At 69.8% G+C, this 24,244-nt stretch carries 17 protein-coding genes and 1 pseudogene; 8 read left to right on the top strand and 10 right to left on the bottom strand.

Features of this window, described 5'->3' with window-relative positions:
* Positions 1-138 precede the first annotated feature (138 nt).
* The gene (locus tag SLW52_RS16015; RefSeq protein ID WP_152236712.1) at positions 139-1,659 is read left to right on the top strand and encodes an acetyl-CoA hydrolase/transferase family protein; all 1,521 of its coding nucleotides are present in this window, start codon (positions 139-141) and stop codon (positions 1,657-1,659) included.
* A 325-nt stretch (positions 1,660-1,984) separates the two neighbouring features.
* Here SLW52_RS16015 and SLW52_RS16020 read toward each other — a convergent pair whose 3' ends face one another.
* The 6 genes and pseudogenes from SLW52_RS16020 to SLW52_RS16045 all read right to left on the bottom strand — a co-directional run bounded on the left by SLW52_RS16020 (position 1,985) and on the right by SLW52_RS16045 (position 10,341).
* A complete protein-coding gene (locus SLW52_RS16020; protein WP_295946691.1) occupies positions 1,985-2,299 on the bottom strand; it encodes a GIY-YIG nuclease family protein in 315 nt (104 codons plus the stop codon).
* A gap of 92 nt (positions 2,300-2,391) precedes the next feature.
* Positions 2,392-2,499 (bottom strand): annotated as a pseudogene (locus SLW52_RS16025) (LysR family transcriptional regulator); the annotation flags it as partial.
* Positions 2,500-2,818: 319 nt separating this feature from the next.
* Positions 2,819-3,892: a 3-deoxy-7-phosphoheptulonate synthase gene (locus tag SLW52_RS16030; protein WP_150409731.1), complete on the bottom strand. Its 1,074-nt coding sequence runs from the start codon at positions 3,890-3,892 to the stop codon at positions 2,819-2,821.
* A 602-nt stretch (positions 3,893-4,494) separates the two neighbouring features.
* The gene (locus SLW52_RS16035) at positions 4,495-7,407 is read right to left on the bottom strand and encodes a TonB-dependent receptor (protein ID WP_320740804.1); all 2,913 of its coding nucleotides are present in this window, start codon (positions 7,405-7,407) and stop codon (positions 4,495-4,497) included.
* 870 nt (positions 7,408-8,277) lie between these two features.
* Positions 8,278-9,924 carry a chaperonin GroEL gene (gene groL / locus SLW52_RS16040; protein WP_010340980.1) on the bottom strand — a complete coding sequence of 549 codons (1,647 nt, stop codon included), beginning with the start codon at positions 9,922-9,924 and terminating at the stop codon, positions 8,278-8,280.
* A 129-nt stretch (positions 9,925-10,053) separates the two neighbouring features.
* Positions 10,054-10,341, bottom strand: a complete 288-nt coding sequence (locus SLW52_RS16045) for a co-chaperone GroES (RefSeq protein WP_010340979.1) — start codon at positions 10,339-10,341, stop codon at positions 10,054-10,056.
* Positions 10,342-10,621: 280 nt separating this feature from the next.
* On the opposite strand from SLW52_RS16045, the gene SLW52_RS16050 reads away from it, so the two are divergent.
* The 4 genes from SLW52_RS16050 (at position 10,622) to SLW52_RS16065 (ending at position 15,747) form a co-directional block, all read left to right on the top strand.
* Entirely contained in the window at positions 10,622-12,400 is a 1,779-nt protein-coding gene (locus tag SLW52_RS16050) for an endonuclease (protein WP_320740700.1), read from the top strand.
* 122 nt (positions 12,401-12,522) lie between these two features.
* Positions 12,523-12,855: a divalent-cation tolerance protein CutA gene (gene cutA, locus SLW52_RS16055; RefSeq protein ID WP_320740701.1), complete on the top strand. Its 333-nt coding sequence runs from the start codon at positions 12,523-12,525 to the stop codon at positions 12,853-12,855.
* 4 nt (positions 12,856-12,859) lie between these two features.
* Positions 12,860-15,157, top strand: coding sequence for a protein-disulfide reductase DsbD (locus SLW52_RS16060; protein WP_320740702.1), 2,298 nt, complete (start codon positions 12,860-12,862; stop codon positions 15,155-15,157).
* Complete coding sequence (locus SLW52_RS16065; protein WP_320740704.1) at positions 15,154-15,747, top strand: TlpA disulfide reductase family protein; 594 nt, start codon at positions 15,154-15,156, stop codon at positions 15,745-15,747. The genes SLW52_RS16060 and SLW52_RS16065 overlap by 4 nt, the downstream gene beginning before the upstream one ends.
* Positions 15,748-15,981: 234 nt before the next feature.
* Here the strand turns inward: SLW52_RS16065 and SLW52_RS16070 are convergent, their stop codons facing one another.
* Both SLW52_RS16070 and SLW52_RS16075 read right to left on the bottom strand, forming a co-directional pair.
* Positions 15,982-17,379: an FAD/NAD(P)-binding protein gene (locus SLW52_RS16070; RefSeq protein WP_320740705.1), complete on the bottom strand. Its 1,398-nt coding sequence runs from the start codon at positions 17,377-17,379 to the stop codon at positions 15,982-15,984.
* 421 nt (positions 17,380-17,800) lie between these two features.
* Complete coding sequence (locus tag SLW52_RS16075) at positions 17,801-19,756, bottom strand: beta-N-acetylglucosaminidase domain-containing protein (RefSeq protein WP_320740706.1); 1,956 nt, start codon at positions 19,754-19,756, stop codon at positions 17,801-17,803.
* A gap of 311 nt (positions 19,757-20,067) precedes the next feature.
* Between SLW52_RS16075 and aroQ the strand changes: the two genes are divergently transcribed.
* The 3 genes from aroQ (at position 20,068) to accC (ending at position 22,594) form a co-directional block, all read left to right on the top strand.
* A complete protein-coding gene (gene aroQ / locus SLW52_RS16080; protein ID WP_019801847.1) occupies positions 20,068-20,514 on the top strand; it encodes a type II 3-dehydroquinate dehydratase in 447 nt (148 codons plus the stop codon).
* A 92-nt stretch (positions 20,515-20,606) separates the two neighbouring features.
* The gene (accB, locus tag SLW52_RS16085; RefSeq protein WP_148827977.1) at positions 20,607-21,089 is read left to right on the top strand and encodes an acetyl-CoA carboxylase biotin carboxyl carrier protein; all 483 of its coding nucleotides are present in this window, start codon (positions 20,607-20,609) and stop codon (positions 21,087-21,089) included.
* 137 nt (positions 21,090-21,226) lie between these two features.
* A complete protein-coding gene (gene accC, locus SLW52_RS16090) occupies positions 21,227-22,594 on the top strand; it encodes an acetyl-CoA carboxylase biotin carboxylase subunit (RefSeq protein WP_017911501.1) in 1,368 nt (455 codons plus the stop codon).
* 258 nt (positions 22,595-22,852) lie between these two features.
* Here accC and SLW52_RS16095 read toward each other — a convergent pair whose 3' ends face one another.
* Both SLW52_RS16095 and SLW52_RS16100 read right to left on the bottom strand, forming a co-directional pair.
* Positions 22,853-23,209: a hypothetical protein gene (locus tag SLW52_RS16095; protein WP_017911500.1), complete on the bottom strand. Its 357-nt coding sequence runs from the start codon at positions 23,207-23,209 to the stop codon at positions 22,853-22,855.
* The gene (locus tag SLW52_RS16100; protein WP_295940059.1) at positions 23,206-24,132 is read right to left on the bottom strand and encodes a hypothetical protein; all 927 of its coding nucleotides are present in this window, start codon (positions 24,130-24,132) and stop codon (positions 23,206-23,208) included. Before SLW52_RS16100 ends, SLW52_RS16095 begins: the two co-directional genes overlap by 4 nt.
* Positions 24,133-24,244 lie beyond the last annotated feature (112 nt).

Raw genomic sequence — 24,244 nt, forward strand, 5'->3', positions numbered from 1 at the left:
AGACCGTGGCGCGCGTGCATCGCGTGGCGCCCGCCTGCACCGCCGTGCGACAGGCGCAAAAAGTTGGGACACACCCCAACGCGGGCCTCGGCCCGATCCGCGATAATTGCCCTCCCCTTCCCACGCCATGGTCGCCGCATGTCCGCCGAACGTATCCTCCATCCCCGCCTGCGCGAACGCATCGTCAGCGCCGAGGCCGCGGCGGCGTTGATCCAGCCCGGCGAGACGGTGGCGATGAGCGGCTTCACCGGCTCCGGCTATCCCAAGGCGGTGCCGATGGCGCTGGCGCAGCGTATCGAGGCGGCGCACCTGCAGGGGCAATCGTTCAAGATCCAGCTGATGACCGGCGCCTCCACCGCGCCAGAACTGGACGGTGCCCTGGCCAAGGCCGACGGCATCGCCCTGCGCATGCCGTTCCAGTCCGACCCGGACGCGCGCCAGCGCATCAACGCCGGCAGCCTGGACTACATCGACATCCACCTCAGCCACGTCGCCCAGCACGTGTGGTTCGGTTTCTATGGGCAGATCGACACCGCGGTGGTGGAAGTGGCCGGCATTCGCGAAGACGGCAGCCTGATCCCGTCGACCTCGGTCGGCAACAACAAGACCTGGCTGGACCTGGCGAAGAAGGTGATCGTCGAGGTCAACGACTGGCAGCCGGCCGGCATCGACGGCATGCACGACGTGTACTACGGCACCGCGTTGCCACCACACCGCAAGCCGATCCCGCTGCTGCACGCCGACGACCGCATCGGCGAGCCGTCGCTGCGCTGCGACCCGGACAAGATCGTGGCGGTGGTGCGCACCCACGGCCCCGACCGCAACAGCCCGTTCACGCCCGCAGATGCCACCAGCCAGCGCATCGCCGAGCACCTGATCGCGTTCTTCCAGCACGAGGTCGGCAAGGGTCGGCTGCCGCCGAACCTGCTGCCGCTGCAGTCCGGCGTGGGCAACATTCCCAACGCGGTGCTGGCCGGCCTGGCCAGCAGCGGCTTCCGCGACCTCAGCGCCTTCACCGAAGTGATCCAGGACGGCATGCTCGACCTGTTGCGCAGCGGCGTGCTCAAAGTCGCTTCGTGCACCGGCTTCGCGCTGAGCCCGGAGGCCAACGAGGAGTTCAAGCGCAACATCGACTTCTACCGCGAGCGCATCATCCTGCGCACGCAGGAGATCTCCAACCATCCGGAACTGGTGCGGCGGCTGGGCTGCATCGGCATGAACGGCATGATCGAGGCCGACCTGTACGGCAACGTCAATTCCACCCACGTCATGGGCAGCCGCATCATGAACGGCATCGGCGGCTCCGGCGACTTCGCGCGCAACGGCTTCCTGTCGATCTTCCTCAGTCCCAGCACGGCGAAGCACGGCAGCATCTCCTCGATCGTGCCGATGGTCAGCCACGTCGACCACACCGAACACGACGTCTCGATCATCGTCACCGAGCACGGCCTGGCCGACCTGCGCGGCCTGCCGCCGCGGCAGCGCGCGCAACAGTTGCTCGCGCACTGCGTGGACCCGAGCTACCGCGCGCAACTGCAGGACTATTTCGATCGCGCCCTGCACGCCAGCTATGGCAAGCACACCCCGCACCTGCTGCCCGAGGCGCTGTCCTGGCACCAGCGCTGGCTGGACACAGGGACGATGCACGCGGGCGGCTGAGTCACCGATCGGCAGCGGGGCATGCAGCCCTTCCCACATTGCAGCCCTGCCATCCCGACATCTGCGCGAATGTCCGGCACCCTTGTAGCAGCGGCTTCAGCCGCGACGCGTTTTCCCGAGGTCGCGCTTGAAGGCGCTCCTACGACGGCTGCCGATGATTCTGGAGTGCCGCTGAGCACTGCGGGACCTCGCGTCGGGACTGAAGTCCCTCCCACAGTGCAGCCCTCTCGCATCCAGAATCTGCGCGAATGTGCGGCATCGTCGCGGGAGCGGCTGCAGCCGCGACGGGCGTTACGGGTCACGCCTCTCGCGGCTGAAGCCACTCCTACGACACCGCTGCGGATTCGGCGGTCGCTTGAAGGTTATCGGCGTCAGATGCGGTCTCGGGCGCGGTCAGGAACGCCAGCTTGCGGTCACGCGGCAACTGCTTGAGTGCGTACTCGGCGCGCGAGGCGGCGGCACGGTCGGGGTAGGCGCGACTGGCCAGCAGCCGCACCGGTGGGTTGGCGCGGGTGTACTTGGCACCGGCGCCGCGCAGGTGCGCCTGGAAGCGTGCCTGCAGGTCCGGGGTGATGCCGGCGTAGTAGCTGCCGTTGCGGCATTCGAGCAGGTACAGGAACCAGGGCGAGTCGGCGGCCATGCAGGCATTATCGACACGGTGACCGGTTTCGCCAGCAGCGGCGTCCGCACATGCGCGCATGCGACTCGGGCAGCACCTATCGGTCAGACCCCGATGTCGGCCAACGCGGCGCTGGCGGCATCGGCCAGTTGCCGATCTTCGGCGGTCAGCTTGACCCCACGCGCATGGCGCTGGAACAGCGTCGCGCCGAGCAGGACCTGGTGCGTCCGGCAGGCGATCGCCGCTATGCCCCCGGCCCATCAATGCGCGGCTTGTACATCCCATCGCGCCACTTCCACGCCGCCGCGCTGAACCGGCGACAACCGGTCTTAACGCCTCGCCAACACCTTGCCAGCCGCTGCCACACACCGGCATACCGTGGTCACCGGATGGGCGGATAACGTCATCACCGGCACGCAGCCGTCGATACCGAAGCTCTCTCCCTTCGCATTCGGCGGCGCGTCCGGCCCCTCTTCAGGGCCTCCCCCGCCCCCACGCACGCAGCCGGTCAGGCTGCGTGCGTTTCTCCCAGCAGCGCCCTCAGGCCGCCTGCGCCACGCGCGCCTGGCGCCGTGCGCGTACCGCCTGCGCCAGCCGCTCGAGCACCTGCACCGAGGTATCCCAGTCGATGCAGCCGTCGGTGATGCTCTGGCCGTAGACCAGCGGCTGGCCCGCGACCAGGTCCTGGCGGCCGCCGCGCAGGTGGCTCTCGACCATGGCGCCGACGATGCGGGTCTGCCCGGCCTCGAGCTGGCGGGCGATGTCCTCGATCACCTTGGGCTGGTTGTCCGGGTTTTTGCCGCTGTTGGCGTGGCTGGCGTCGACCATCAGTCGCGCCGGCAGGCCGGCCTTCTCCAGCACCTGCGCCGCTGCGGCCACGCTGTCGGCGTCGTAGTTGGGCTGGGTGCCGCCGCGCAGGATCACGTGGCAGTCCGGGTTGCCGGCGGTGGCCGCCACCGCGGTCTGCCCGTCCTTGGTCACCGCCAGGAAATGATGCGGATGCGAGGCCGCGCCGACCGCATCGACCGCGATCTTGACGTCGCCGCTGGTGCCGTTCTTGAAGCCCACCGGGCACGACAGACCCGAGGCCATCTCGCGGTGCACCTGGCTTTCGGTGGTGCGCGCGCCGATCGCGCCCCAGGCCACCAGGTCGGCGATGTACTGCGGCGAGATGATGTCGAGGAACTCCACGCCGGCCGGCAGACCCAGGCGGTTGATGTCGCGCAGCAGGCCGCGCGCCAGGCGCAGGCCCTTGTTGATGTCGAAGCTGCCATCGAGGTTGGGATCGTTGATCAGGCCCTTCCAGCCGACCGTGGTGCGCGGCTTCTCGAAGTACACCCGCATCACGATCTCCAGCGCATCGCCGTAGGTCTCGCGCAGCGGGCGCAGGCGCTGCGCGTACTCCATCGCCGCGACCGGGTCGTGGATCGAGCAGGGGCCGATCACCACCGCCAGGCGGTCGTCGCGGCCGTGCAGGATCTCGTGCAGCGCCGCGCGCGCGGCGGCGACGGTCTGCGAGGCCTCCTCGTCGCAGGGCAGCAGCGCCTGCAGTTGGGAGGGTGGGGTCAGCGGTTCGATCTTGCGGATGCGCAGATCGTCGGTGTGCGGGGCCATGTGCGTGTCTCGTCGGGGGGCTGGGTGGGGGCCAGATCCGGCGGCATGAAAAAAGCCGCCAGGTTCGCTGGCGGCTTTCGGGATTGCGGCTGAAGTGTCCTTCAGGGTGAACGCGATCCTTCCTCCGCCAGCGGCATCGGAAAACCGTAATACCAAAAGTAAAAGCTGCGGCAGGAAGCGTTCATGGGACGTAGTGATAGCACAGGGTTTGCGGCAGCGCCACAGTTGCTGATGCAACGAATGCGGGGATTGGGGAGTGGGGATTCGAAAAAGCGGTTCGATGTGGTGGGAAGGCTATGCGGTCGCCGTCGTCGAACAGGAGCGGTTGATGCTTGCGTTCTTGCGTGGCGCTGCGCGCCCCGGACCCTCACCCCAACCCCTCTCCCGATGGGAGAGGGGCTACTGCGCTTCCCTTCTCCCATCGGGAGAAGGTGCCCCGCAGGGGCGGATGAGGGTGCGGCAGCAAGCGATCCAATCTCCGTAAGCACACGCCCATGCGTTCCTGCGTGGCGCTGCGTGCTCCGGACCCTCACCCCAACCCCTCTCCCGGAGGGAGAGGGGCTAGAGCGCATCCCGAATCCCCACTCCCGAATCCCGGCCTCTCAGAAATCCAGCACATATTCCATCGCCACCTCGCGGCCGATCGCGTCGTACAGGGTGGTGTTGTAGAACTGGTAGCCGTAGTAGCGCTCCTTGTTGTCGTAGCCGACGGTATCGAGCACGTTGTTGATGTACAGGTTGACCTTCATCTTCGGGGCGATGCGGTAGCCGGCGGTGAGGTTCCAGTACAGCGCCGGGCCGACGCGACCGAAGTAACGCGTGGTGCTCTCGCCGAAGTGGCGGTTGCCGCTGTCGGTGACGCGGCAGGCGTCGGAGGGGCTGGGCTGGTAGCCGTCGTCGAAGCGGGTGCAGGTGCCCCAGTTCACCGCCTGGGTGGAGCCGAAGCGCTTGGCATAGAGAGTGAGATCCAGCGGACCGCCGTTCTCCCAGTGCACGCTGCCGCGCAGCTTGCTGCGGATCTTCTGGTCGCGCAGGTTCTTGTCGTCGTCGGTGCGATAGGTCTGCTCGTGGTAGCCGATCAGGTTGTTGTAATCCAGGGCGAAGCTGAAGTTGCCCCAGCGCGCGGTGTTGAGGCGGTACTTCAGCGAGGCATCGACGCCGGACACGTGCATCTGCGCGATGTTGATCGGCCCCTGCTCGATGCCGGTGACGCGGCCGGCGGCATCGCGCGCCACGCGCGAAAGGATGCGCGCGCAGTACTCGGCGCCGCCGGGATTGACCCACACGCCGCCGGCGGTGGTCAGGCCGGTGCGGCAGCCGGCTTCGGCGCTGAGCACCTCGTCGCGATTGAGGTCCTTGATCATGTCCTGCAAGCGAATCCGGTAGTAGTCCGCGGTCAGCGACAGGCCCTCGGCGATGTCCCAGACGAAGCCGGCGGTGACCGAGCGGCCATGCTCCGATTCCAGGTCCGGGGTGCCGCGGCGATTGACCTGCATCAGGTAGAACACGTCGCTGTTCTCGGCACTGCAGCCGCCGGTGAGGTAATAGCCCTTCTGGATGCAGCGGTACTGGTCGATCACGGTCTGCTGGGTGGAACTGGGTTCGCCGAGCACGTAGTGCATGTCCGGGGCGCGGAAACTGCTGGCGACGCTGCCGCGCAGCAGCAGCGTGCTCAGCGGCCGCCACTCCAGGCCGGCGCTCCAGGTGGTGTCGCGCTGGGTGCCGATCGCCGCGCCGAGGTCGCTGCCGTAGGCGCGATAGTCGCCGTAGCGGTCGTGGCGCGCCGCCAGGCTGGCGTTGAGCTTGGACAACAGCGGCACGTCGAACTCGATGCCGCCGGAGTAGCGCAGGCGCTCGCCGCCGCCGTAGTCGACCACGTCCAGCGGATAGCAGGTGTTGGCGCAGGGATCGGGCGACAGCCGGTAGCCCTGCTTGGCCACTTCGCCGACCGCGGCGAACTTGATCGGCCCGGCCCAGCCCTGCAGCAGCTCGCCGGTGATGTTGGCGCTGGCCTGGTTGACCCAGGAATCGGCGCGGCTGTGCGCCTTCACCGCCAGGTCGTTGTATTGCGCGCCGGTCAGCGGCTGGTACCAGCGTTCCTCGTTGAGATCGTAGATCGGCGTGCCGTCGGCGGTGCTGCCCAGTTGCGGGCCGAGGAAGTAGGCGGTGGCCTTCTGCGTGTCCACGGTGCGCACGTATTCGTCGACGGTGTAGCGCGCGCGGCCCACCGCCACTTCCCAGTCGAAGCGATCGGCGAGGCGGCCCTTGAGGCCGGCGCTCAGGTCCCAGGACAGTTCCCTGGTGGTGTTGGCCAGGTTCTTCCAGCCGCCGGATTCGAAGCGGGTGAGCTGGCGGATCGCGTACAGGTCGCGGTCGCTGCCGGTGTCGTGGAACGGGCCGAGGTAGACGTAGGGCGGGTCGTAGGTCCAGTAGCCGACGCTCTTGGTCGTGGACAGCGTGCTCCAGGCCTGCACGCCGTTGTCGAAGTCGAAGGTGCCGTACAGATACGCCGAGCCGCTGTCGCCGCCACTGGCGGCCAGCCAGTCGGCGTAGTCGTGGGCCATGCCGCAGTAGCCACCGAGGTTGCGCACGGTATCGCTGTTGTAGTCGTAGCTCAGCCGCTGCGCGTCGACGAACTGGCCGCCGAAGCGCGCACAGGTACCGCTGGGCGGCGCCAGGCGCGTGTTGTTGCCGGCGTCGACCAGGCTCAGGCCGGTGAATGGATTGAAGCCGTACTTGCGCGCCTGCGCGGTCCAGTTGCTGTAGGACTCGTCGTCCTGGTCGTCCATCTCCGGCCGCTCGCCGACCGACAGCGGATCGCGCCGGGTCCACTGCAGCGCGTAGGTCAGGTTCCACTTGTCGCCGCTGCGCCCGCCGACCCAGGACAGGTCGACCACGTCGCGCCCGCCGGCGGTGGCGGTGCCGCCGCGCATGCGCACCTGGTTGCCTTCGTAGCCCTGCTTGAGGATCACGTTGATGACGCCGGCGACCGCGTCCGAGCCGTAGATGGCCGAGGCGCCGCCGGTGAGGATCTCGATGCGCTCCACCGCCGCGGACGGGATGTTGGCGTAGTTGGCGAAGTTGCTCTCGCCGGCGTAGGGCTGCGGGTAGTCGGCGACGCGGTGGCCATTGACCAGCAGCAGCGTGCGCCCGGGCCCGAGGTCGCGCAGGCTTACCGGCGAGGCGTTGGGCGTGTGCGAGCCGTACTTGGTGTCGGCCTCGACGCTGCCCTGCTGGTTGAGCGTGCTGAGCACGTCGTAGACGGTGAGGAAACCTTCCTGCTGGATCTGCTGCGCGCTGATCGTCAGCACCGGCTCGGCGCCCTCCACCTCCGAGCGTTTGATCCGCGAGCCGGTGACCACGACCTGGCCCAGGTCTGTGGTGGCGGCGGCCTTGGGGGCGGCGGTGTCGGCGTCCTGCGCGCGCGCGTCGCTGGCGCCGTACAGCGCCAGCACGATACCGAACGCGAGGGTGGTGGATGAGCGAAGTGGCATGCGGTGTCCCCGGCAGCGGATGGAAGCAGCGCCGTGCGAACACGACCTGCGGCGCCCTCTTCGCTGCGCCGCGCCCACGACCGTGCTGCGCATGCCGCAGGCACGCGCCACCCTGCGCCGGCCGCGGCGCACAGAAGAAGACGAACATGCGGGCGTGCAGATCCCCCTGGACGCCCGTGCGTCCTAACCTGCATGGCGCTGAAAACGCTGTCAACACGCGGCTACAGCGCACTTGTAGACGATTGCGCGTTGTGCGCGATTCGCCGCGCAGCGCGTCGATTCTCGCCGTATCGCCACCGCAGGCCGTGCCAGCCGCACCTCTGGCGGAGACGCTGCTGGGCAACGATGGACTGCATGCGCATCGCGATCGCGTGCCCCTCTCACGTTGGGAGAGGGGTTGGGGCGAGGGTCCGGCGCGCAGCGTCTCGTGGTGTTTGAGGTGCATGGAGCGAAGCCTGCATTCGCATCCGTCCGGTTGGGTCACTGCCGCCTGGCACGCCTGTGCCGCGCCTCGGTCGGGAAGATCGCACAAGCCCGGCACAGGCAGCTTCCATGACCCGCTTCGCTGCTTACCGCAGCTCGGCGAGAAACGCCGTTGTCCTCGCGGGAGCGGCTTCAGCCGCGACAGGCATTCCCGGTAGCGCCTCGTCGCGGCTGAAGCCGTTCCTGCAACATGGCTCCGCCGTCTTTACCAAAGTGCCCTACAGACGCTCGGTAAAGCAGGTTCTGCCGCGGCGCGATGCGTGGATGCGCCGCGGCGTTGGCCAGGGTGCACGAACGCGCAGACAAACGCATCGGCATGCCGCCATGTCGACAGCACAAAAAAAGAGCCCCGCATCGCTGCGGGGCTCCTTTCGACTGCGTGGAACGGGTCGGCCGAGGCCGGCTGGATCAGAAATCCATGCCGCCCATGCCGCCCATGCCGCCGCCCATGCCGCCCGGAGCGGCCGGCTCTTCCTTCTTCGGGGCCTCGGCCACCATCGCTTCGGTGGTGATCATCAGGCCGGCGATCGAGGCGGCGTTCTGCAGCGCCGAACGGGTCACCTTGGTCGGATCCAGGATGCCGAACTCGACCATGTCGCCGAACTCGCCGTTGGCGGCGTTGTAGCCGAAGTTGCCGCTGCCTTCCTTGACCTTGTTGAGGATCACGGACGGCTCTTCGCCGGCGTTGGTGACGATCTCGCGCAGCGGCGCTTCCATCGCGCGCAGCGCGATCTGGATGCCGTGGGTCTGATCTTCATTGGCGCCCTTCAGCTCGCCGATCGCGCTCAGCGCGCGCACCAGCGCCACGCCGCCGCCCGGGACCACGCCTTCTTCCACCGCCGCACGGGTCGCGTGCAGGGCGTCTTCGACGCGCGCCTTCTTTTCCTTCATCTCGATCTCGGTCGAGGCACCGACCTTGATCACCGCCACGCCGCCGGCCAGCTTGGCCACGCGCTCCTGCAGCTTCTCGCGGTCGTAGTCCGAAGAGGTCTCTTCGATCTGCGCCTTGATCTGCTTGATGCGCGACTCGATCGCCGAGGTGTCGCCGGCGCCGTCGATGATGGTGGTGTTCTCCTTGGAGACCTGCACCTTCTTGGCGCGGCCCAGGTCCTTGATGGTCGCCTTCTCCAGCGCCAGGCCCACTTCCTCGGAGATCACGGTGCCGCCGGTCAGCACGGCCATGTCTTCCAGCATCGCCTTGCGACGGTCGCCGAAGCCCGGGGCCTTGACCGCCACGACCTTGACGATGCCGCGGATGGTGTTGACCACCAGGGTCGCCAGCGCCTCGCCTTCCACTTCCTCGGCGACGATCAGCAGCGGCTTGCCGGCCTTGGCCACGCCTTCCAGCACCGGCAGCAGGTCACGCACGTTGGAGATCTTCTTGTCGTGCAGCAGCACGAACGGGTCGTCCAGGTCGGCCTGCTGGCTCTGCTGGTTGTTGATGAAGTACGGCGACAGGTAGCCGCGGTCGAACTGCATGCCCTCGACCACGTCCAGCTCGTTCTCCAGGCCCGAGCCTTCCTCGACCGTGATCACGCCTTCCTTGCCGACCTTCTTCATTGCGTCGGCGATGATGTTGCCGATCGACTCGTCGGAGTTGGCGGAGATGGTGCCGACCTGGGCGATGGCCTTGTCGTCGGCGGTGGGCTTGCTGATCTTCTTCAGCTCGGCCACGGCGGCCACGACGGCCTTGTCGATGCCGCGCTTGAGGTCCATCGGGTTCATGCCGGCGGCGACCGCCTTGGAACCTTCGCGGATCAGCGCCTGCGCCAGCACGGTGGCGGTGGTGGTGCCGTCGCCGGCGTTGTCGGAGGTCTTGGAGGCGACTTCCTTCACCATCTGCGCGCCCATGTTCTCGAACTTGTCGGCCAGTTCGATTTCCTTGGCGACGGAGACGCCGTCCTTGGTGATGGTCGGCGCGCCGAAGCTCTTCTCGAGCACGACGTTGCGGCCCTTCGGGCCCAGGGTGGCCTTGACGGCATTGGCGAGGATGTTGACGCCGCGCACCATGCGCGAACGGGCGTCTTCACCGAAACGGATATCTTTGGCAGCCATGTGTGTTGCTCCGGGATTCGTGATTGGGGATTAGGGATTCGCTAAAGCGGAATTCGGGCGGAGATGTCGGGTCGCGCGGCGCCTGGCGCCTTTGCCAATCCCGAATCCCGATTCCCGCGATCGGGGGCTTTAGCCCACGATCGCCAGAACGTCGTCTTCGCGCAGCACCTTGTACTCGACGCCTTCGGCCTTGTAGCTGGAACCGGCGTACTGGCCGTAGATGACCTTGTCGCCGACCTTCAGCGCCGGAGCGCGCACGCTGCCGTTGTCCAGCGGCTTGCCGGCGCCGACGGCCACGACTTCACCCTTGGTGGACTTTTCCTTGGCCGAATCCGGGATCACGATGCCGCCGGCGGAGATTTCGTCGGCTTCGATCGGCTTGACTACGACGCGGTCGTGAAGCGGCTTGATGCTCATTGAGTGAGACCTCTTAAGTGATTGATTGGTCTAGGAAAGGCCGGCGATGTTAGCACTCGCCCATGACGACTGCCAGCAACGCTCGCGAAAAAACCCGGTAGCGCCGGGATGCGCCTGATGTAGTGCCGCGGCCGGGGCTTTCAAGGGCGGGAGGCAAAAAATTTTTGCCAGGAACGTGCATTCGGTGGCAAGCAGTGACCGAATCCCGTCACTGTGTCACAGAGGCAGGCTAGGCTGGCCGCGGACCCAGGGGGGGATCCATCACCAAAAGGAGTTGTCGATGAAGCCATCCGCCGTTGCGCTGCCGCTGGCCTGCCTGCTCGCCCTTGCCGGGCCGGCCCAGGCCGCCGTGTTCATCAACGAATTGCATTACGACGATGCCACCGCCGCCGGCGACACCGGCGAAGGCGTGGAGATCGTCGCCACCGCCGGGGAGAGCCTGAGCGGCTACCGCGTCTACCTGTACAACGGCAGCACCCCCGGCTCGGCCACCGTCTACGCCAACAGCGCGGTGCCGGCCGGCAACCTGGTCAGCTGCGGCGGGCAGGTGCGCATCGCCACCGTCAGCTATGCCAGCAACGGCATCCAGAACGGGCCCAACGACGGCCTGGCGCTGGTCGACGGCAACGGCAAGGTGGTGCAGTTCCTCAGCTACGAGGGCGCCATCACCGGCGGCGGCGGCCCCGCCGCGGGCATGACCAGCCAGAACCTGCCGGTCAGCGAGAGCAACAGCACCCCGGCCGGCACCTCGCTGCAGCTGCGCGGCAACGGCAGCGCCGCGGCCGACTTCAGCTGGAGCGACAGCGCCACCAGCACCTTCGGCGCCTGCAACAACGGCCAGACCTTCGCCGGCGGCGGCGGCAGCAACGCCGCGCCGACCGTGACCGCCACCACCCCGACCCAGGGCGCCACCGACTTCCCCGCCGCCGGCGACCTGGCGGTGACCTTCAGCGAGGCGGTGAGCCTGGCCAGCGGCGCGTTCGGCCTGAGCTGCCAGCAGTCCGGCAGCGTGGCGCTGACCTACCCCAGCAGCGGCACCCAGTTCGCGCTGTCCACCAACACCGCGCTGAAGGCCGGCGAGAGCTGCACCCTGAGCATCGTCGCCGCACGCGTGAGCGATGCCGACGGCGCGCATCCGGCGCAGGATCGCAGCGTCGCCTTCAACGTCGCCAGCAGCTCGGGCGGCGGCGGCAACGGCGCCGGCAGCTACTACTCGCGGGTTAACACCTCCAGCCCCAGCCAGCTGCGCTGCTCGCTGCACGAGACGATCAAGGGCCACACCGTCTATCCGTACAGCAGCAGCTCCGGCACCGACACCTGGGCCATCCTGGAGATCGCCGACGAGGATCCGAACAACAGCCAGCGCGTCCTCGACGCCTACCGCAACCGCAGCTATGCCAAGGGCACCGACCGTGCCGGCAGCGGCAGCGGCCTGAAGTACAACCGCGAGCACAGCTGGCCGAACTCGCTGGGCTTCGGCACCGCCACCGGCAACAAGGGCCTGCCCTACGCGCCGTACACCGACACCCACATGCTGTACCTGACCGACGCCACCTGGAACGCCGACCGCGGCAACAAGCCCTACGCCAAGTGCGACAGCAACTGCGGCGAGCGCGCCACCGAGGCCAACGCCGGCTTCGGCGGCGGCAGCGGCCGCTACCCGGGCAATTCCAACTGGGTGCGCACCCCGGACGGCAACAGCGGCACCTTCGAGGTGTGGGACCACCGCAAGGGCGACATGGCGCGTGCGGTGATGTACATGGCGATCCGCTATGAGGGTGGCGTGGATGCCAAGACCGGGCAGTCCGAGCCGGACCTGGAGCTGACCGACGACCGCAGCAAGATCGTCAAGACCTCGTCCTCTCCGGCCTACATGGGCCTGCTGTCGACCCTGATCGCGTGGAGCCAGCAGGATCCGCCGGACGACGCCGAGCGCGCCCGCAACGAGGTGATCTACAGCTTCCAGGGCAACCGCAACCCGTTCATCGACCACCCGGAGTGGGCGACCTCGTCGCTGTTCACTTCCGCCAAGCCGGCCAGTTGCCAGTTGCTCAACTGAGCCATTGCCTCGCCCGCTGCATTTGCAGCGGGCGGGGATCCGGGATTGGGGATTCAGAGCGGCGCCGGCTTTCCTCGCGGGCGCCGCCAAAGCGCGGCCGGCATCCCTATACTGTCGGCCGCATGTCCGCGCCCGCCCTCCGCTTGCTGCTCAGCACCTGCCCCGATCCGGCCAGCGCCGCGCGGGTCGCCCAGGCGCTGGTCAACGAACGCCTGGCCGCCTGCGTCAGCCGCCTGCCCGGCGTGCAGTCCACCTATCGCTGGCAAGGCGAGGTGGAACAGGGCGAGGAGGTGCTGCTGCTGATCAAGACCGCCGCCGACCGCCTGCCCGCGTTGCGGCAGCGGCTGTGCGCGTTGCACCCGTACGAGGTCCCCGAACTGGTCGAACTCGAGGTCGCCGGCGGCCTGCCGGCCTACCTGCAGTGGGTGCATGCCGAAACCCGTGAGGAACCGTAAGCCGATGACCCTGCTGCACCGCCTCGCCGCCCTGTGCCTGCTGGCCGTGGCCGCCTTCCCCGCCCTGGCGATCAGCGAAAAGGACCTGCTGCCGGTGGACCAGGCCTTCGCGCTCAGCGCACAGGCACCCGAACGCGGCCGCATCGCGCTGCACTGGGACATCGCCAAGGGCTACTACCTGTACCGGCACCGCATCGCGGTGAAGGTGATCGGCGGTTTCAAGCCCAACCCGACCCTGCAGTTGCCGGCCGGCCACAAGAAGACCGACCCGTACTTCGGCGAGGTGGAGACCTACCGCGACGAACTGAACGCGGTGCAGAGCGGCGTCGCCGATCCCGGCACCAGCCGCGTGCAGTTGGAGGTGCGCTACCAGGGCTGCGCCGATGCAGGCGTGTGCTATCCGCCGCAGAAGCGCCTGCTCGAGGTGACCCTGCCGGCCGCCTCGGCCGCCACCGATCCCGCACCGGGACTGTCGCCGCCGGCCGCAACGGGCGGGCTACCGGGCAGCGGCCCGGGCGCCGGCAACGGGGCCAAGCCGCTGTTCGGTCCCGGCCCCGGCACCGCGGCGGTGCAGGGCCTGCCGCTGCCCTCGGACCAGGCGTTCCAGTTCGAAGCCATCGTCGGCGACGGCAATACCCTGCTGCTGCGCTTCACCCCGGCGCCCGGCTATTACCTGTATCGCGACCGCACCGCGCTGGCGCTGGAGGGCGCGCCCGGCATCCGCACCGGCATGCCGCGCTGGCCCAAGGGCAGCTCGCACCAGGACGAACACTTCGGCAACGTGGTGGTGTACTTCGACCAGACCGAGGTCACCGTGCCGCTGCAGCGCCAGCGCGCCGACGCCACCGCCGCGACCCTGGTGGCCACCTTCCAGGGCTGCCAGACCGACGGCATCTGCTACCCGCCGATGACCCGGCGGGTGAAGCTGGCGCTACCCAAAGGCACCGTCACCCCGGCCGACCAGGCCGAGGTCAGCCCGCTGCTGGTGACGCCGCTGGACAGCCGCCAGGCCGACGCCAACGACGCGGCCGCGGCCACGGCCGCCGATGCCCTGCCGGCGACGCCGGACGCCTCGGCGCACAACGCCGCGCGCAGCGCCGCACCGCCGCCGGCCACGCAGAACCTGCTGTGGATCCTGCTGCTGGCGCTCGGTGGCGGCCTGCTGCTGAACCTGCTGCCGTGCGTGCTGCCGATCCTGTCGCTGAAGGTGCTGGGCCTGGCGCAGAGCGGCGAGAGCCGCGGCCGCGCCCGCAGCCATGCGCTGTGGTACACGCTGGGCGTGCTCGCCTCCTTCGCCGTGGTCGGCGGCATCGCCGTGGCCGCGCGGCTGCTGTGGGGCTTCCAGCTGCAGCGCCCGGGCTTCGTCGCGGTGCTGGTGTACCTGATGTTCGTGGTCGGGCTGAGCCTGTCGGGGGTGTTCACCCTCAGCGCCAACCTCGGCGGCGTCGGCCAGTCGCTGTCCACGCGCAGCGGCCCGGTCGGCGATTTCTTCACCGGCGTGCTGGCCTGCGTGGTGTCCAGCGCCTGCATCGGCCCGTTCATGGGCCCGGCGCTGGGCTATGCGCTGACCGCGCCGCCGGCGATGGCGATGCTGGTGTTCCTGACCCTGGGCCTGGGCCTGGCGCTGCCGTTCCTGCTGATCGGCTTCGTGCCCTCGCTGGCCAGGCGCCTGCCCAAGCCCGGCGCCTGGATGGAAACGCTCAAGCAGGTGCTGGCGTTCCCGATGTACCTGAGCGCGATCTGGCTGCTGTGGGTGCTGGGCAAGCAGCGCGGCGTGGACGCGGTGGCGCTGCTGCTGATCGGCGCCACCCTGCTGGCGCTGGGCCTGTGGTGGTTCGAGCGCGCGCGCTGGCGCGACCACAAGACCGGCATGCGCCTGGCCGCCGTGCTGCTGCTGGCCGCGCTGGTGCCGGCCTGGGGCGTGACCCGGCTGCCGCCGCCCAGCGCCAGCGTCGAGCGCAACACCGTGGCCTATTCGCCGCAGATGCTCGACCGCCTGCGCACCGACAACCGCGTGGTGTTCGTCAACATGACCGCCGACTGGTGCGTCACCTGCAAGGCCAACGAACGCAACGTGTTCGACAGCGACGCGTTCCGCGACACCATCAAGCGGGTGGACGCGGTGTACATGAAGGGCGACTGGACCAACGAGGATCCGCGCATCAGCGCCTTCCTCGCCGAGCACAAGGCAGTGGGCGTGCCGCTGTACGTGGTCTACGGCCCCGGCGCGCCGCCGACGGTACTGCCGCCGGTGCTGAGCCAGGCGGTGGTCGAGGACGCCCTGCTGCGCGCGGCGCGATGACTCCCGCCAGCGCGCGCCTGCTGGCGGTCGCCGCGGTGGCGGCGATGCTCGGCGTGGCGGCGGCGCACTGGTGGGAACGGCGGACGCCGGCGCTGGCCCCGGCAACGTCCGCCACGGCCAGCGGCCATGCGGCCGCGCCGCCGGTCGCCGCGGCGCGCCCGGGCGATCCTGCCCCGGCGCTGCGCCTGCCCACGCTCGACGGCGGCCACCTGACCCTGGCCCAGTTCCGCGGCCGGCCGCTGCTGGTCAACGTGTGGGCGAGCTGGTGCGAACCCTGCGTGCGCGAGATGCCGGAACTGGACCGGCTGGCGCGCGCGCAACCGAGCGACGGCCTGCAGGTGCTGGGCATCGCCCTGGACCGTGCCGAAGACGTGCGCGACTTCCTGCAACGGGTGCCGATCGGCTACCCGATCGCGCTGGAGACCCCGGGCCCGGCCGACGCCAGCGTGCGCCTGGGCGACACCCAGGGCCTGCTGCCGTACAGCGTGCTGATCGACGCCGACGGCCGCATCGTCAGGCAGAAGCTCGGCCCGTTCGCGCCGGGCGAAGTGGAGGGCTGGGTGGGCGGCGGCGCGCAGCCGACGCAGTAGCCGGCGAGCCAGCCGCCGATGCGCGCCCTTGTGGGAGCGACGTCCGCGTCGGCGACGCATTGCCGATGGCGCTGTCGCGACTCACCTCGCGCCTCCCAAGCGGCTTGCGGCGAACCTGCCGGGTGCACTGTGGGAGGGACGTCAGTCCCGACGCATTGCATTATCGGGAAAGCGCACTGCGGCGTCGTGAGAGTTGCCTCCCACGCCACGTCCACGCCGCACCGGATCAGTCCGCTAGAACGCCTGCAGCTGGCGTGCTTCGCCAACACTGCCATTCCCGGTCCGCACCTGCGCCAGCATCGCCAGCTCCTCGGCCAGGCGCTGCGCAGCGGTGCGCAGTTCCGGCACCGCGGTGATCTCCCACAGCACGCCACGCAGCAGCGGCCCGATGCAGTACAGCCCGGCGACCGGATGGCCGCTGCCGTCGCGCACCCGCAGGCGCTCGTCCACCTGCAGCCCCAGGCCCAGTGGATCGGCCTGCAGCAGGCCGGCGTCGCGCATCGTGGCGACCAGCGGATGGCTGGTGCGGGCGACGTCGGTGTCCAGCCCGGTGGCACGGATCAGCACATCGAAGTCCTCGGTGCGCGCGTTGCTGCTGGCGCGATCGCGGATCACCGCTTCCACCGCGGTTTCGCCCAGCCGCGCGCGCAGCAGGCGCCCGGCGCGGATGCGCAGCTGGCCCTGCGCCTGCAGTTGCGCCAGCGCGGCCGCCGCGGCCGGCGCCAGCCGATGCCGCGCCGCTTCCCAGTACCGCCGCAGGTGGCGCAGGAAGCGGGCGCGCGCCGCCGGCGCCAAGTCTTGCCAGAACGGCTGCAGGTGCGGACGCAGCGCATCCACCACGCAGCGCCAGTCCTCCACCACCGTGGTCAGTTGGCGCAGGCTGCGCACCAGGCCGCGCAGGTCGTGGCTGCGCAGCGCCTGCACGACGCTGGGCGGCAGGCTCACCGGCGCGCCCGGCACCGCCAGGTGCGCCTGTGGCGCCAGGCCGCGCCGCGACAGCGCGGTGATCGGGCCGCGGTGTCCGCGTCGGCGCAGGGTCAGGGCCACATCGGCCATGGTCAGGCCGGTGCCGACCAGCAACAGCCGCGCCTGCGGCGGCACCTCGTCCAGCACACCGTCCTGCCACGGCCAACCGATGTAGCGGCGATGCACCGCCAGGCGCGGGCCGATGCCCGGCAGCGCCGCCGGCGGCAGCGCGCCGATCGCCAGCACCACCACGTCGGCGACCACGGCCTCGCCATTGGCCAGGAACAGGCGGAAGCCGTCCGGATCGCGCTCCACCGCCACCGCCTCCTCGCTCACTCGCGCCACCTCGACCGGCGACGCCGCCAGCGCATCGTCCAGGTGCTGCTGCAGGTAGCGGCCGTACAGCAGCCGCGGCAGGAACTGCAGGCGTTGCGCGGCATCCAGCTGCAGGGCGTCGGCGAAGCCGCCCGGCTCCTGCGGATCCACGCCCAGGTCCTTGGCGCGCACGTTCAACACGTGTTCCGGCCGCGCCGCACCGTAGGCGATGCCGCGGCCGTAGGTGTCGGCCACGCCGACCAGGGTGATGTGGCGGGCGGCGCCCTGCCTGGCCAGCGTCGCGGCCAGCACGTTGCCGCAGAATCCTGCGCCGATGATCGCAATTCGCATGGCTCGCACCTTGGCCGGTCGGGCGTTCTTTGTGCCCGGGATGTCCGCCGGAGGTGTAAACCCTCGGTTAATGCGTGCGCAGATCGCCATGGCAATGCGGCATCAGCACATGGGCGATGTCCATGAGTCAGGCTGCACGGCGATCGGCAAGGCCGAGCCGAAGGCCGCTGACGCCGCGGCAGACACAGAAACGCTGGGCCGGCACGTACCAACGGCACCACCCTCGCCGCTGCGGCCTCCTCGCGCGGCGTCGCCGCGGGGCCGATCAAGCTCCGCGCGTTCTCGCCGGCAACGACGCCGCCCGCCGCCTCGTGTCGGACACTGCGCGGGCCGCATCGGCAAGGTGCCGCGCCGGACCGGGCGTGTGCCACGCAACAGGTGAGCCGTCGGCAAGGAGCGCCGTGGTGCGCCGATCCGGGCCCTACCGCGCCGGCGGACGCTGCACCAGGCCCGGCGCATCGGCGATGAAGGTATCCAGCACGCCGTCGGCGACCTTGACCGGGCCGCCGAAACGGGTCGCGCCGGGAATGGAGGGAATCGCCGCGGCCTGCGCGGCGAGTTGCCCGGCGGTGGCGAAGGCCTGCTCGGCCGCCGGATCGCCGGCCAGCGCCTGGTTCAGCCCGTCCACGCTCAGGCGCAGCGCGCGGCCCCATAGCGCGGTCGCGTCCAGCCATGGAGCTGCCTCGGCCACGAACGCGCCGGTGGTGGTGCCGGCACGGATGCGCTGCGGTGCCGCCACCAGGTCGTCGGCGGCGCGGCCCAGCGCGGCCAGCGCCGCGCTGCGGGCGGCCGGATCGCCGTCGGCCAGCGCGTCGCGTGTCGCATCGATCAGCGCCTTGAGCCGCGGCGCCTGCGGCTGCCAGGGCAGATGGCCGAAGGTCGGTGCCAGGTGCTGGGTGTCGAAGAAGGTCAGCAGCGCGTCGGCCACCTGCGCATCGCCGCCGGCCAGGTCGCGCGCGGCCGCGCGCCAGGTGCGCGGCGCGTCGTAGCCGCGGTCGTTCCAGGCGAAGGAAAGCAACCCGGCTACCGCCGGCCGGCTGGCCACTTCCTGGTTCATCGGATTGGACACGATGCCGCTCAATTCCGCCGACAGTCCGGCCTGGCGACGGTCGTACGGCGCCAGCAGCAGGCGCCCGGCGGTCTCGGCGAAGTCGTTGACCGGGTAGTTGTCCCACAGCAGGGTCTTGCGCCCGAACGCCTTGGTGGCGTTCTTCGCGTCGCTCACCGAGATCGACGCCGGAACCACGTCGGTTCCGGTCCACTGCACCACCACGCGCGGATCCAGCGCCTTGCGCAGCGTCGCCTTGTACGGCGACTCGGTGACGTTGAAGTACTCGGTCGGCACCATGATCAGCGCGCCGTGGCCGGCCGCGGCGATGTCCGCCTGCACCGCGTTGAGCAACCGCGCCTGCGCGGTAGCCGCGGCCTGCTCGCCGGCCGGGCCGAATGCGGTGGCGTCGCCGGGGCAGTTCCACTTGGTGTATTCGATGTCGTCGAAGGCGATGTAGAAGCTGCGCACGCCGCGCGCGCGCAGCGCGGCGAACTTGCGCCGGATCGCCTGCAGGTCGGCCGCATCGCTGTAGCAGATCGACGGCCCCGGCGAGAGCGCGTAGACGAAGTTGATGTGCTCGCGGTTGGCGACCGCGGCCAGCTTGCCCAGCGCCGCCAGCGTGGCCGCCGGGTAAGGCGCGCGCCAGCGGTCGCGCGCGAACACGTCGTCCTTGGGGCTGTAGATGTAGGTGTTGGCCTTGAACCGCGCCAGGAACGCCAGGTGCGCGGCGCGTTCGGCCATGCTCCAGGGCTTGCCGTAGAAACCCTCGATCGTGCCGCGCACCGGCATCGCCGGCGCGTCGGTCACCGCCACCGAGGCGATGCGCCCGGGCGCGACCAGTTGCCGGAAGGTCTGCGCCGCGTGGTACAGGCCGGCGTCGTCGCGGCCGGCCAGCACGATCAGCGTGCCGCGACCGCGGGCCATGCTGCCCAGCGCATAGCCTTCCGCGCGTTCCGGCACGTCCAGGTCGACGGCGGCCAGCGCATCGCGCACCGGCGCCGCGTCGACGGTGCCGAGCACCACCGACACCGCCTGCGGGTCGTGCGGCAGTGTGCCGGCGCGACGGATGCGGGAGACCCCGGCCTCGCGCAACACCGTGCGCACCAGCGCCTCGCTGGCCGGATCGGGCGTGCCGGCCTGCACCAGCACCACCGACGGCCCCAGCGGCAGCTCCGGCCCGAGCAGGCGCAGCGCGGTCGGCGTCGGGTACACCGCCGGCAGGGTGGCCGGCCCCGCCGCCAGCGCGGGCGCGGTCGCCCCGGCCAGCAGCGCGAACGCCAGGATGTGGCGGCCAAGGCCGCAACGGCCAATACGCTCGGTTCGCATGCGCCTACCCTCGACTGGTATTTCAGTGATTTTGAAATGGTATATACCACTTCCGCCGGCGCGTCGACGCGCAGCGGCGATGGCGCTGCAATGTGGCCGTCCCATGCTGCAGCGACACTTGCATGGTCCGCGCAAGATGCGACATAACCGCAGGCAGTGGCGCGGCCCGTCGTCGGCCCGCCATGCCTGCGCTGACGCGACGCAGACCGGCGAAAAATCAAACATTTGTTTAAAACACCCGCAACTTCGCCGAACTGGACAGCAATGCCGGCTTCGCGCAGACTGCCGCCCTTTCCGCTGCTTTGTTCCCGATGGCGCGACTGCTGCTGCTGCATGGCCCCAACCTCAACCTGCTCGGCACCCGCGAGCCGGGCGTGTACGGCCATGCCACCCTGGCGCAGATCGATGCCGCGCTGCTGGCCCAGGCCAGCGCCGCCGGTCACGCGCTGGAGAGCCTGCAGTCCAACGCCGAGCACGTGCTGGTGGACCGGGTGCAGGCCGCGCGCGGCGACGGCACCGCCTTCATCCTGATCAACCCAGCCGCGTTCACCCATACCTCGGTGGCGCTGCGCGACGCGCTGGCGGCGGTGGCGATCCCGTTCATCGAGATCCACCTGTCCAACCCGCACAGCCGCGAGCCGTTCCGCCACCACAGCTATTTCAGCGACCACGCGGTCGGCGTGGTCTGCGGCTTCGGCGCCGACAGCTACCGCTACGCGATGGACGCGGCGCTGACCCGGCTGGGAGCGGCCGCATGAGCCGCGCCCACACCCAACCGGCACCGCACACCCCCGTCTGAGTCCCCGGGCCGCGCGCCCGGTCTTTTTCAAAGTCACCTCACGAGGCCGTTATGGATCTCCGCAAAATCAAGAAACTGATCGACCTGCTGGAAGAATCGAATCTCGCCGAGATCGAGATCAAGGAAGGCGAGGAAAGCGTGCGCCTGGCGCGCACCCCCAAGGGCATGACCGCCAGCGCGCCGCAGTACGTGGCCGCCGCCCCCGCGGCCGCGCCGGCCGCCGCCGCGCCGATGCCGATGAGCTCGCCCACCGAGGCCTCCACCGGCGGCAGCGCCAAGCCCGGCAACGCCCTGCCCGAGGGCCACGTGCTGCGCGCGCCGATGGTCGGCACCTTCTACACCTCGCCGGCCCCGGACAAGCCGGCCTTCGTCAGCGTCGGCCAGGCGGTCAAGGCCGGCGAGACCCTGGCGATCATCGAGGCGATGAAGATGTTCAACCCGATCGAAGCCGACGTCTCCGGCACCATCGTCGCGATCCTGGGCGAAAGCGGCCAGCCGGTGGAGTTTGACCAGCCCTTGTTTGTCATCGGCTGAAGAAGCCGGGACCCGGGACCCGGGACCGGTGACCCGGAACAGCAAGAGCGCCGGATTCGGCTTTGGCTCCTGCTCTTCCGGGTCCCCGGTCCCGGGTCCCGGGTCCCGAACACCTCCCGCGTTCGGAATCCCTTCCCATGCTCGATAAAGTCGTCATCGCCAATCGCGGCGAAATTGCGCTGCGCATCCTGCGCGCGTGCCATACGCTCGGCATCCGCACGGTCGCGGTGCATTCCACCGTGGACCGCAACCTCAAGCACGTGGCCATGGCCGACGAGTCGGTGTGCATCGGCCCGGCGCCCTCCTCGGAGAGCTACCTCAACATCCCGGCGCTGATCGCCGCGGCCGAGGTCACCGACGCCCAGGCCATCCACCCCGGCTACGGCTTCCTGTCGGAGAACGCCGACTTCGCCGAGCGCGTGGAGCAGTCCGGCTTCATCTTCATCGGGCCCAAGGCCGACACCATCCGCCTGATGGGCGACAAGGTCGAGGCGATCCGCGCGATGAAGGCCGCCGGCGTGCCGTGCGTGCCCGGCTCCGGCGGCCCGCTGGGCGAGGACATCGTCGCCAACACCAAGATCGCCCGCGAGATCGGCTACCCGGTGATCATCAAGGCCGCCGGCGGCGGCGGCGGCCGCGGCATGCGCGTGGTGCATTCGGAGGCCGCGCTGAAGGCCGCCATCGAAACCACCAAGTCCGAGGCCAAGGCCGCCTTCAGCAACGACCAGGTGTACATGGAGAAGTTCCTGGAGAACCCGCGCCACGTGGAGATCCAGGTGCTGGCCGACGGCCAGGGCGGCGCCATCCACCTGGGCGAGCGCGACTGCTCGATGCAGCGCCGCCACCAGAAGGTGGTGGAGGAAGCGCCGGCGCCGGGCATCACCGAGGAACTGCGCAACGAGATCGGCAAGGTCTGCGTGGACGCCTGCATCCGCATCGGCTACCGCGGCGCCGGCACCTTCGAGTTCCTGTTCGAGAACGGGCGCTTCTACTTCATCGAAATGAACACGCGCATCCAGGTGGAGCACCCGGTCACCGAGCGCATCACCGGCATCGACCTGGTCTGCGAGCAGCTGCGCATCGCCGCCGGGCACAAGCTCAGCATCAAGCAGAAGGACATCGTCCTGCGCGGCCATGCGATCGAGTGCCGCATCAACGCCGAGGACCCGGAAACCTTCATGCCCAACCCGGGCCTGATCACCGGCTTCCACCCGCCCGGCGGTCCCGGCGTGCGCGTGGACACGCACATCTACAGCGGCTACAAGGTGCCGCCGAACTACGACTCGATGATCGGCAAGCTGATCGTGCACGGCCCCGACCGCGAGACCGCGATCGCGCGCATGCGCGTGGCGCTGAGCGAGATGGTGGTGGACGGCATCAAGACCAACATCCCGCTGCAGCAGCGGATCATGCGCGACAAGGGCTTCCAGGCCGGCGGCCAGAACATCCACTACCTGGAAAAGCGTCTGGCCGAGCGCAAGAACAAGTCGATTGCGTTGGTTTGACAGCCGGGAATGGAGAAACGGGAATCGGGAATCGGCAGTGCCGGCTCCCGAGTTTCGGCGGTGAAGGCCGCGACCTCGCTAGCGCGCTCGCATAAGCACCACGGGATCGGGGCGGAACGAATAGGCCCCGGGAGCGAATGGCCTCGACGTAGCGCGTCGGCGCCCGTCGCCGACATCGTTGCGACAACCACCGCGCAGTGCAATGAGGGGCCGGGAACCCGCTCTTGCGATTCCCCATTCCCGGTTCCCCACTCCCGGCTACTTCCCCTGCTGGGTTCCCGCCACCGGCTCCACGCCCAGGCTCGAGGTCGGGCTGACGATCATCACCGTCTCGGTGGAGCCGTCCGGCCAGACGATCTGGAAGGTGCTGCCCGGGGCCAGGGTGGAGAAGGGCATGCCGCTGTTGGCGCGGTAGATCGCCGCCACCTGCGCGGCGCCGGCGCGGCGCACGTCCGGCGCGGCGTGCGCGGTGGTCAGTTCGACCTTGGACAGGCCGCGGTAGCGCTGCTCGGCGGTGTCGATCAGCAACAGGCCCGCCGCCGCCGCCGAATAGGCGACGAAGGCCAGGACCCAGAACCAGAATTTGGCGCCGTGCAGCCATCGCCGGTAATTCATGAGCCTGCTCCCTTGCTGTCCACCAGTCGATTGACCATGTCGTTCATCGTGTCCGTGCCTTGCCGCGGCACCGCGGCGTCGTAAACAAAACTGCTGAAGTCCTGCGTGGGGTCGCGCGAGCAGATCCCGCCGTTGGCGCAATAGCGGGTCATCAGCTCGCTGTCCGGGCCGCAATCCAATCCCAGCCTGCAGGCGGCCAACTGCCAGGCCAATTCGGAAAACTGGGTGCCGGCCACGCGCCCGTCCAGGCTGTCGTCGCCGCTGGCGGCCAGGCCCATCGCCGGCGACAGCGCCACGTAGGCATCGGGATCGCCGGAGGCGCGCACCCGCGCGACCAGATCGCGCTTGTACTCGGCGCCGGCATGCAACGGCTGGCCCAGCGCCAGCAGCGCCGCTTCGGCGGCCAGGTTGCCGCCGCGCGCGGCCTGCACGCGCTGGGCGACGATTGCCTGGCGGGTCAGGCCGTCGCCGGGCGCGAAGCCGGCGCAGCGGCGGCCGACGCGGGCGCGCGCCTGCACCATCTGCGCCGAGGTCGGCAGGCGCGCGTCGGCGATGGCGCGGGTATCGGCCCCGTAGCCGACCGGGTCCATCGCATAGCCGGCGCAGTAGTCGTAGATGCGGCTGAGCCGCCAGGACGCCTCGGGGTCGCCGTGCGCGGCGGCGATCGACAGTTGCTGCGCGGCGCGGTAGAGGTCGGCGCCGCGCTCGCCCTCGTTCTCCTCACGCGGGCGCGCAGGCGTCGACGCCTGGCGCGACGCCGTGGCCGGCGTGGCGGACGCGGGGTAGGCGTCGGCCGCCACCACGCTCGCCGGCACGGACGCCGCCGGTGCAGCCGGCAGCGACAGCGCGCGATAGGCGACCACGCCCAGCAACAGCGCGGCGGGCGCCAGCAACAGCCAGGTTGGACGGGACACGACGGGCATGCGCGAAAGAGCCGGACCACGGGCAGAAGCGCAGCCGGACCCCCTGTCGCCCGGCCGCTGCGAGCCGGCAGTCTACCCCAGGCCACGGGCGCGGCATGCGCCAAATGCATGC

Origin of the sequence: Xanthomonas sp. LF02-5, assembly GCF_034105325.1 — a bacterium.
Lineage (GTDB): Bacteria > Pseudomonadota > Gammaproteobacteria > Xanthomonadales > Xanthomonadaceae > Xanthomonas_A > Xanthomonas_A sontii.

Coding starts and splice junctions, on each gene's coding strand:
- SLW52_RS16015 (WP_152236712.1), top strand. CDS start 139: ATGTCCGCCGAACGTATCCTCCATCCCCGCCTGCGCGAACGCATCGTC.
- SLW52_RS16020 (WP_295946691.1), bottom strand. CDS start 2,299: ATGGCCGCCGACTCGCCCTGGTTCCTGTACCTGCTCGAATGCCGCAAC.
- SLW52_RS16030 (WP_150409731.1), bottom strand. CDS start 3,892: ATGGCCCCGCACACCGACGATCTGCGCATCCGCAAGATCGAACCGCTG.
- groL (WP_010340980.1), bottom strand. CDS start 9,924: ATGGCTGCCAAAGATATCCGTTTCGGTGAAGACGCCCGTTCGCGCATG.
- SLW52_RS16045 (WP_010340979.1), bottom strand. CDS start 10,341: ATGAGCATCAAGCCGCTTCACGACCGCGTCGTAGTCAAGCCGATCGAA.
- SLW52_RS16050 (WP_320740700.1), top strand. CDS start 10,622: ATGAAGCCATCCGCCGTTGCGCTGCCGCTGGCCTGCCTGCTCGCCCTT.
- cutA (WP_320740701.1), top strand. CDS start 12,523: ATGTCCGCGCCCGCCCTCCGCTTGCTGCTCAGCACCTGCCCCGATCCG.
- SLW52_RS16060 (WP_320740702.1), top strand. CDS start 12,860: ATGACCCTGCTGCACCGCCTCGCCGCCCTGTGCCTGCTGGCCGTGGCC.
- SLW52_RS16065 (WP_320740704.1), top strand. CDS start 15,154: ATGACTCCCGCCAGCGCGCGCCTGCTGGCGGTCGCCGCGGTGGCGGCG.
- SLW52_RS16070 (WP_320740705.1), bottom strand. CDS start 17,379: ATGCGAATTGCGATCATCGGCGCAGGATTCTGCGGCAACGTGCTGGCC.
- SLW52_RS16075 (WP_320740706.1), bottom strand. CDS start 19,756: ATGCGAACCGAGCGTATTGGCCGTTGCGGCCTTGGCCGCCACATCCTG.
- aroQ (WP_019801847.1), top strand. CDS start 20,068: ATGGCGCGACTGCTGCTGCTGCATGGCCCCAACCTCAACCTGCTCGGC.
- accB (WP_148827977.1), top strand. CDS start 20,607: ATGGATCTCCGCAAAATCAAGAAACTGATCGACCTGCTGGAAGAATCG.
- accC (WP_017911501.1), top strand. CDS start 21,227: ATGCTCGATAAAGTCGTCATCGCCAATCGCGGCGAAATTGCGCTGCGC.
- SLW52_RS16095 (WP_017911500.1), bottom strand. CDS start 23,209: ATGAATTACCGGCGATGGCTGCACGGCGCCAAATTCTGGTTCTGGGTC.
- SLW52_RS16100 (WP_295940059.1), bottom strand. CDS start 24,132: ATGCCCGTCGTGTCCCGTCCAACCTGGCTGTTGCTGGCGCCCGCCGCG.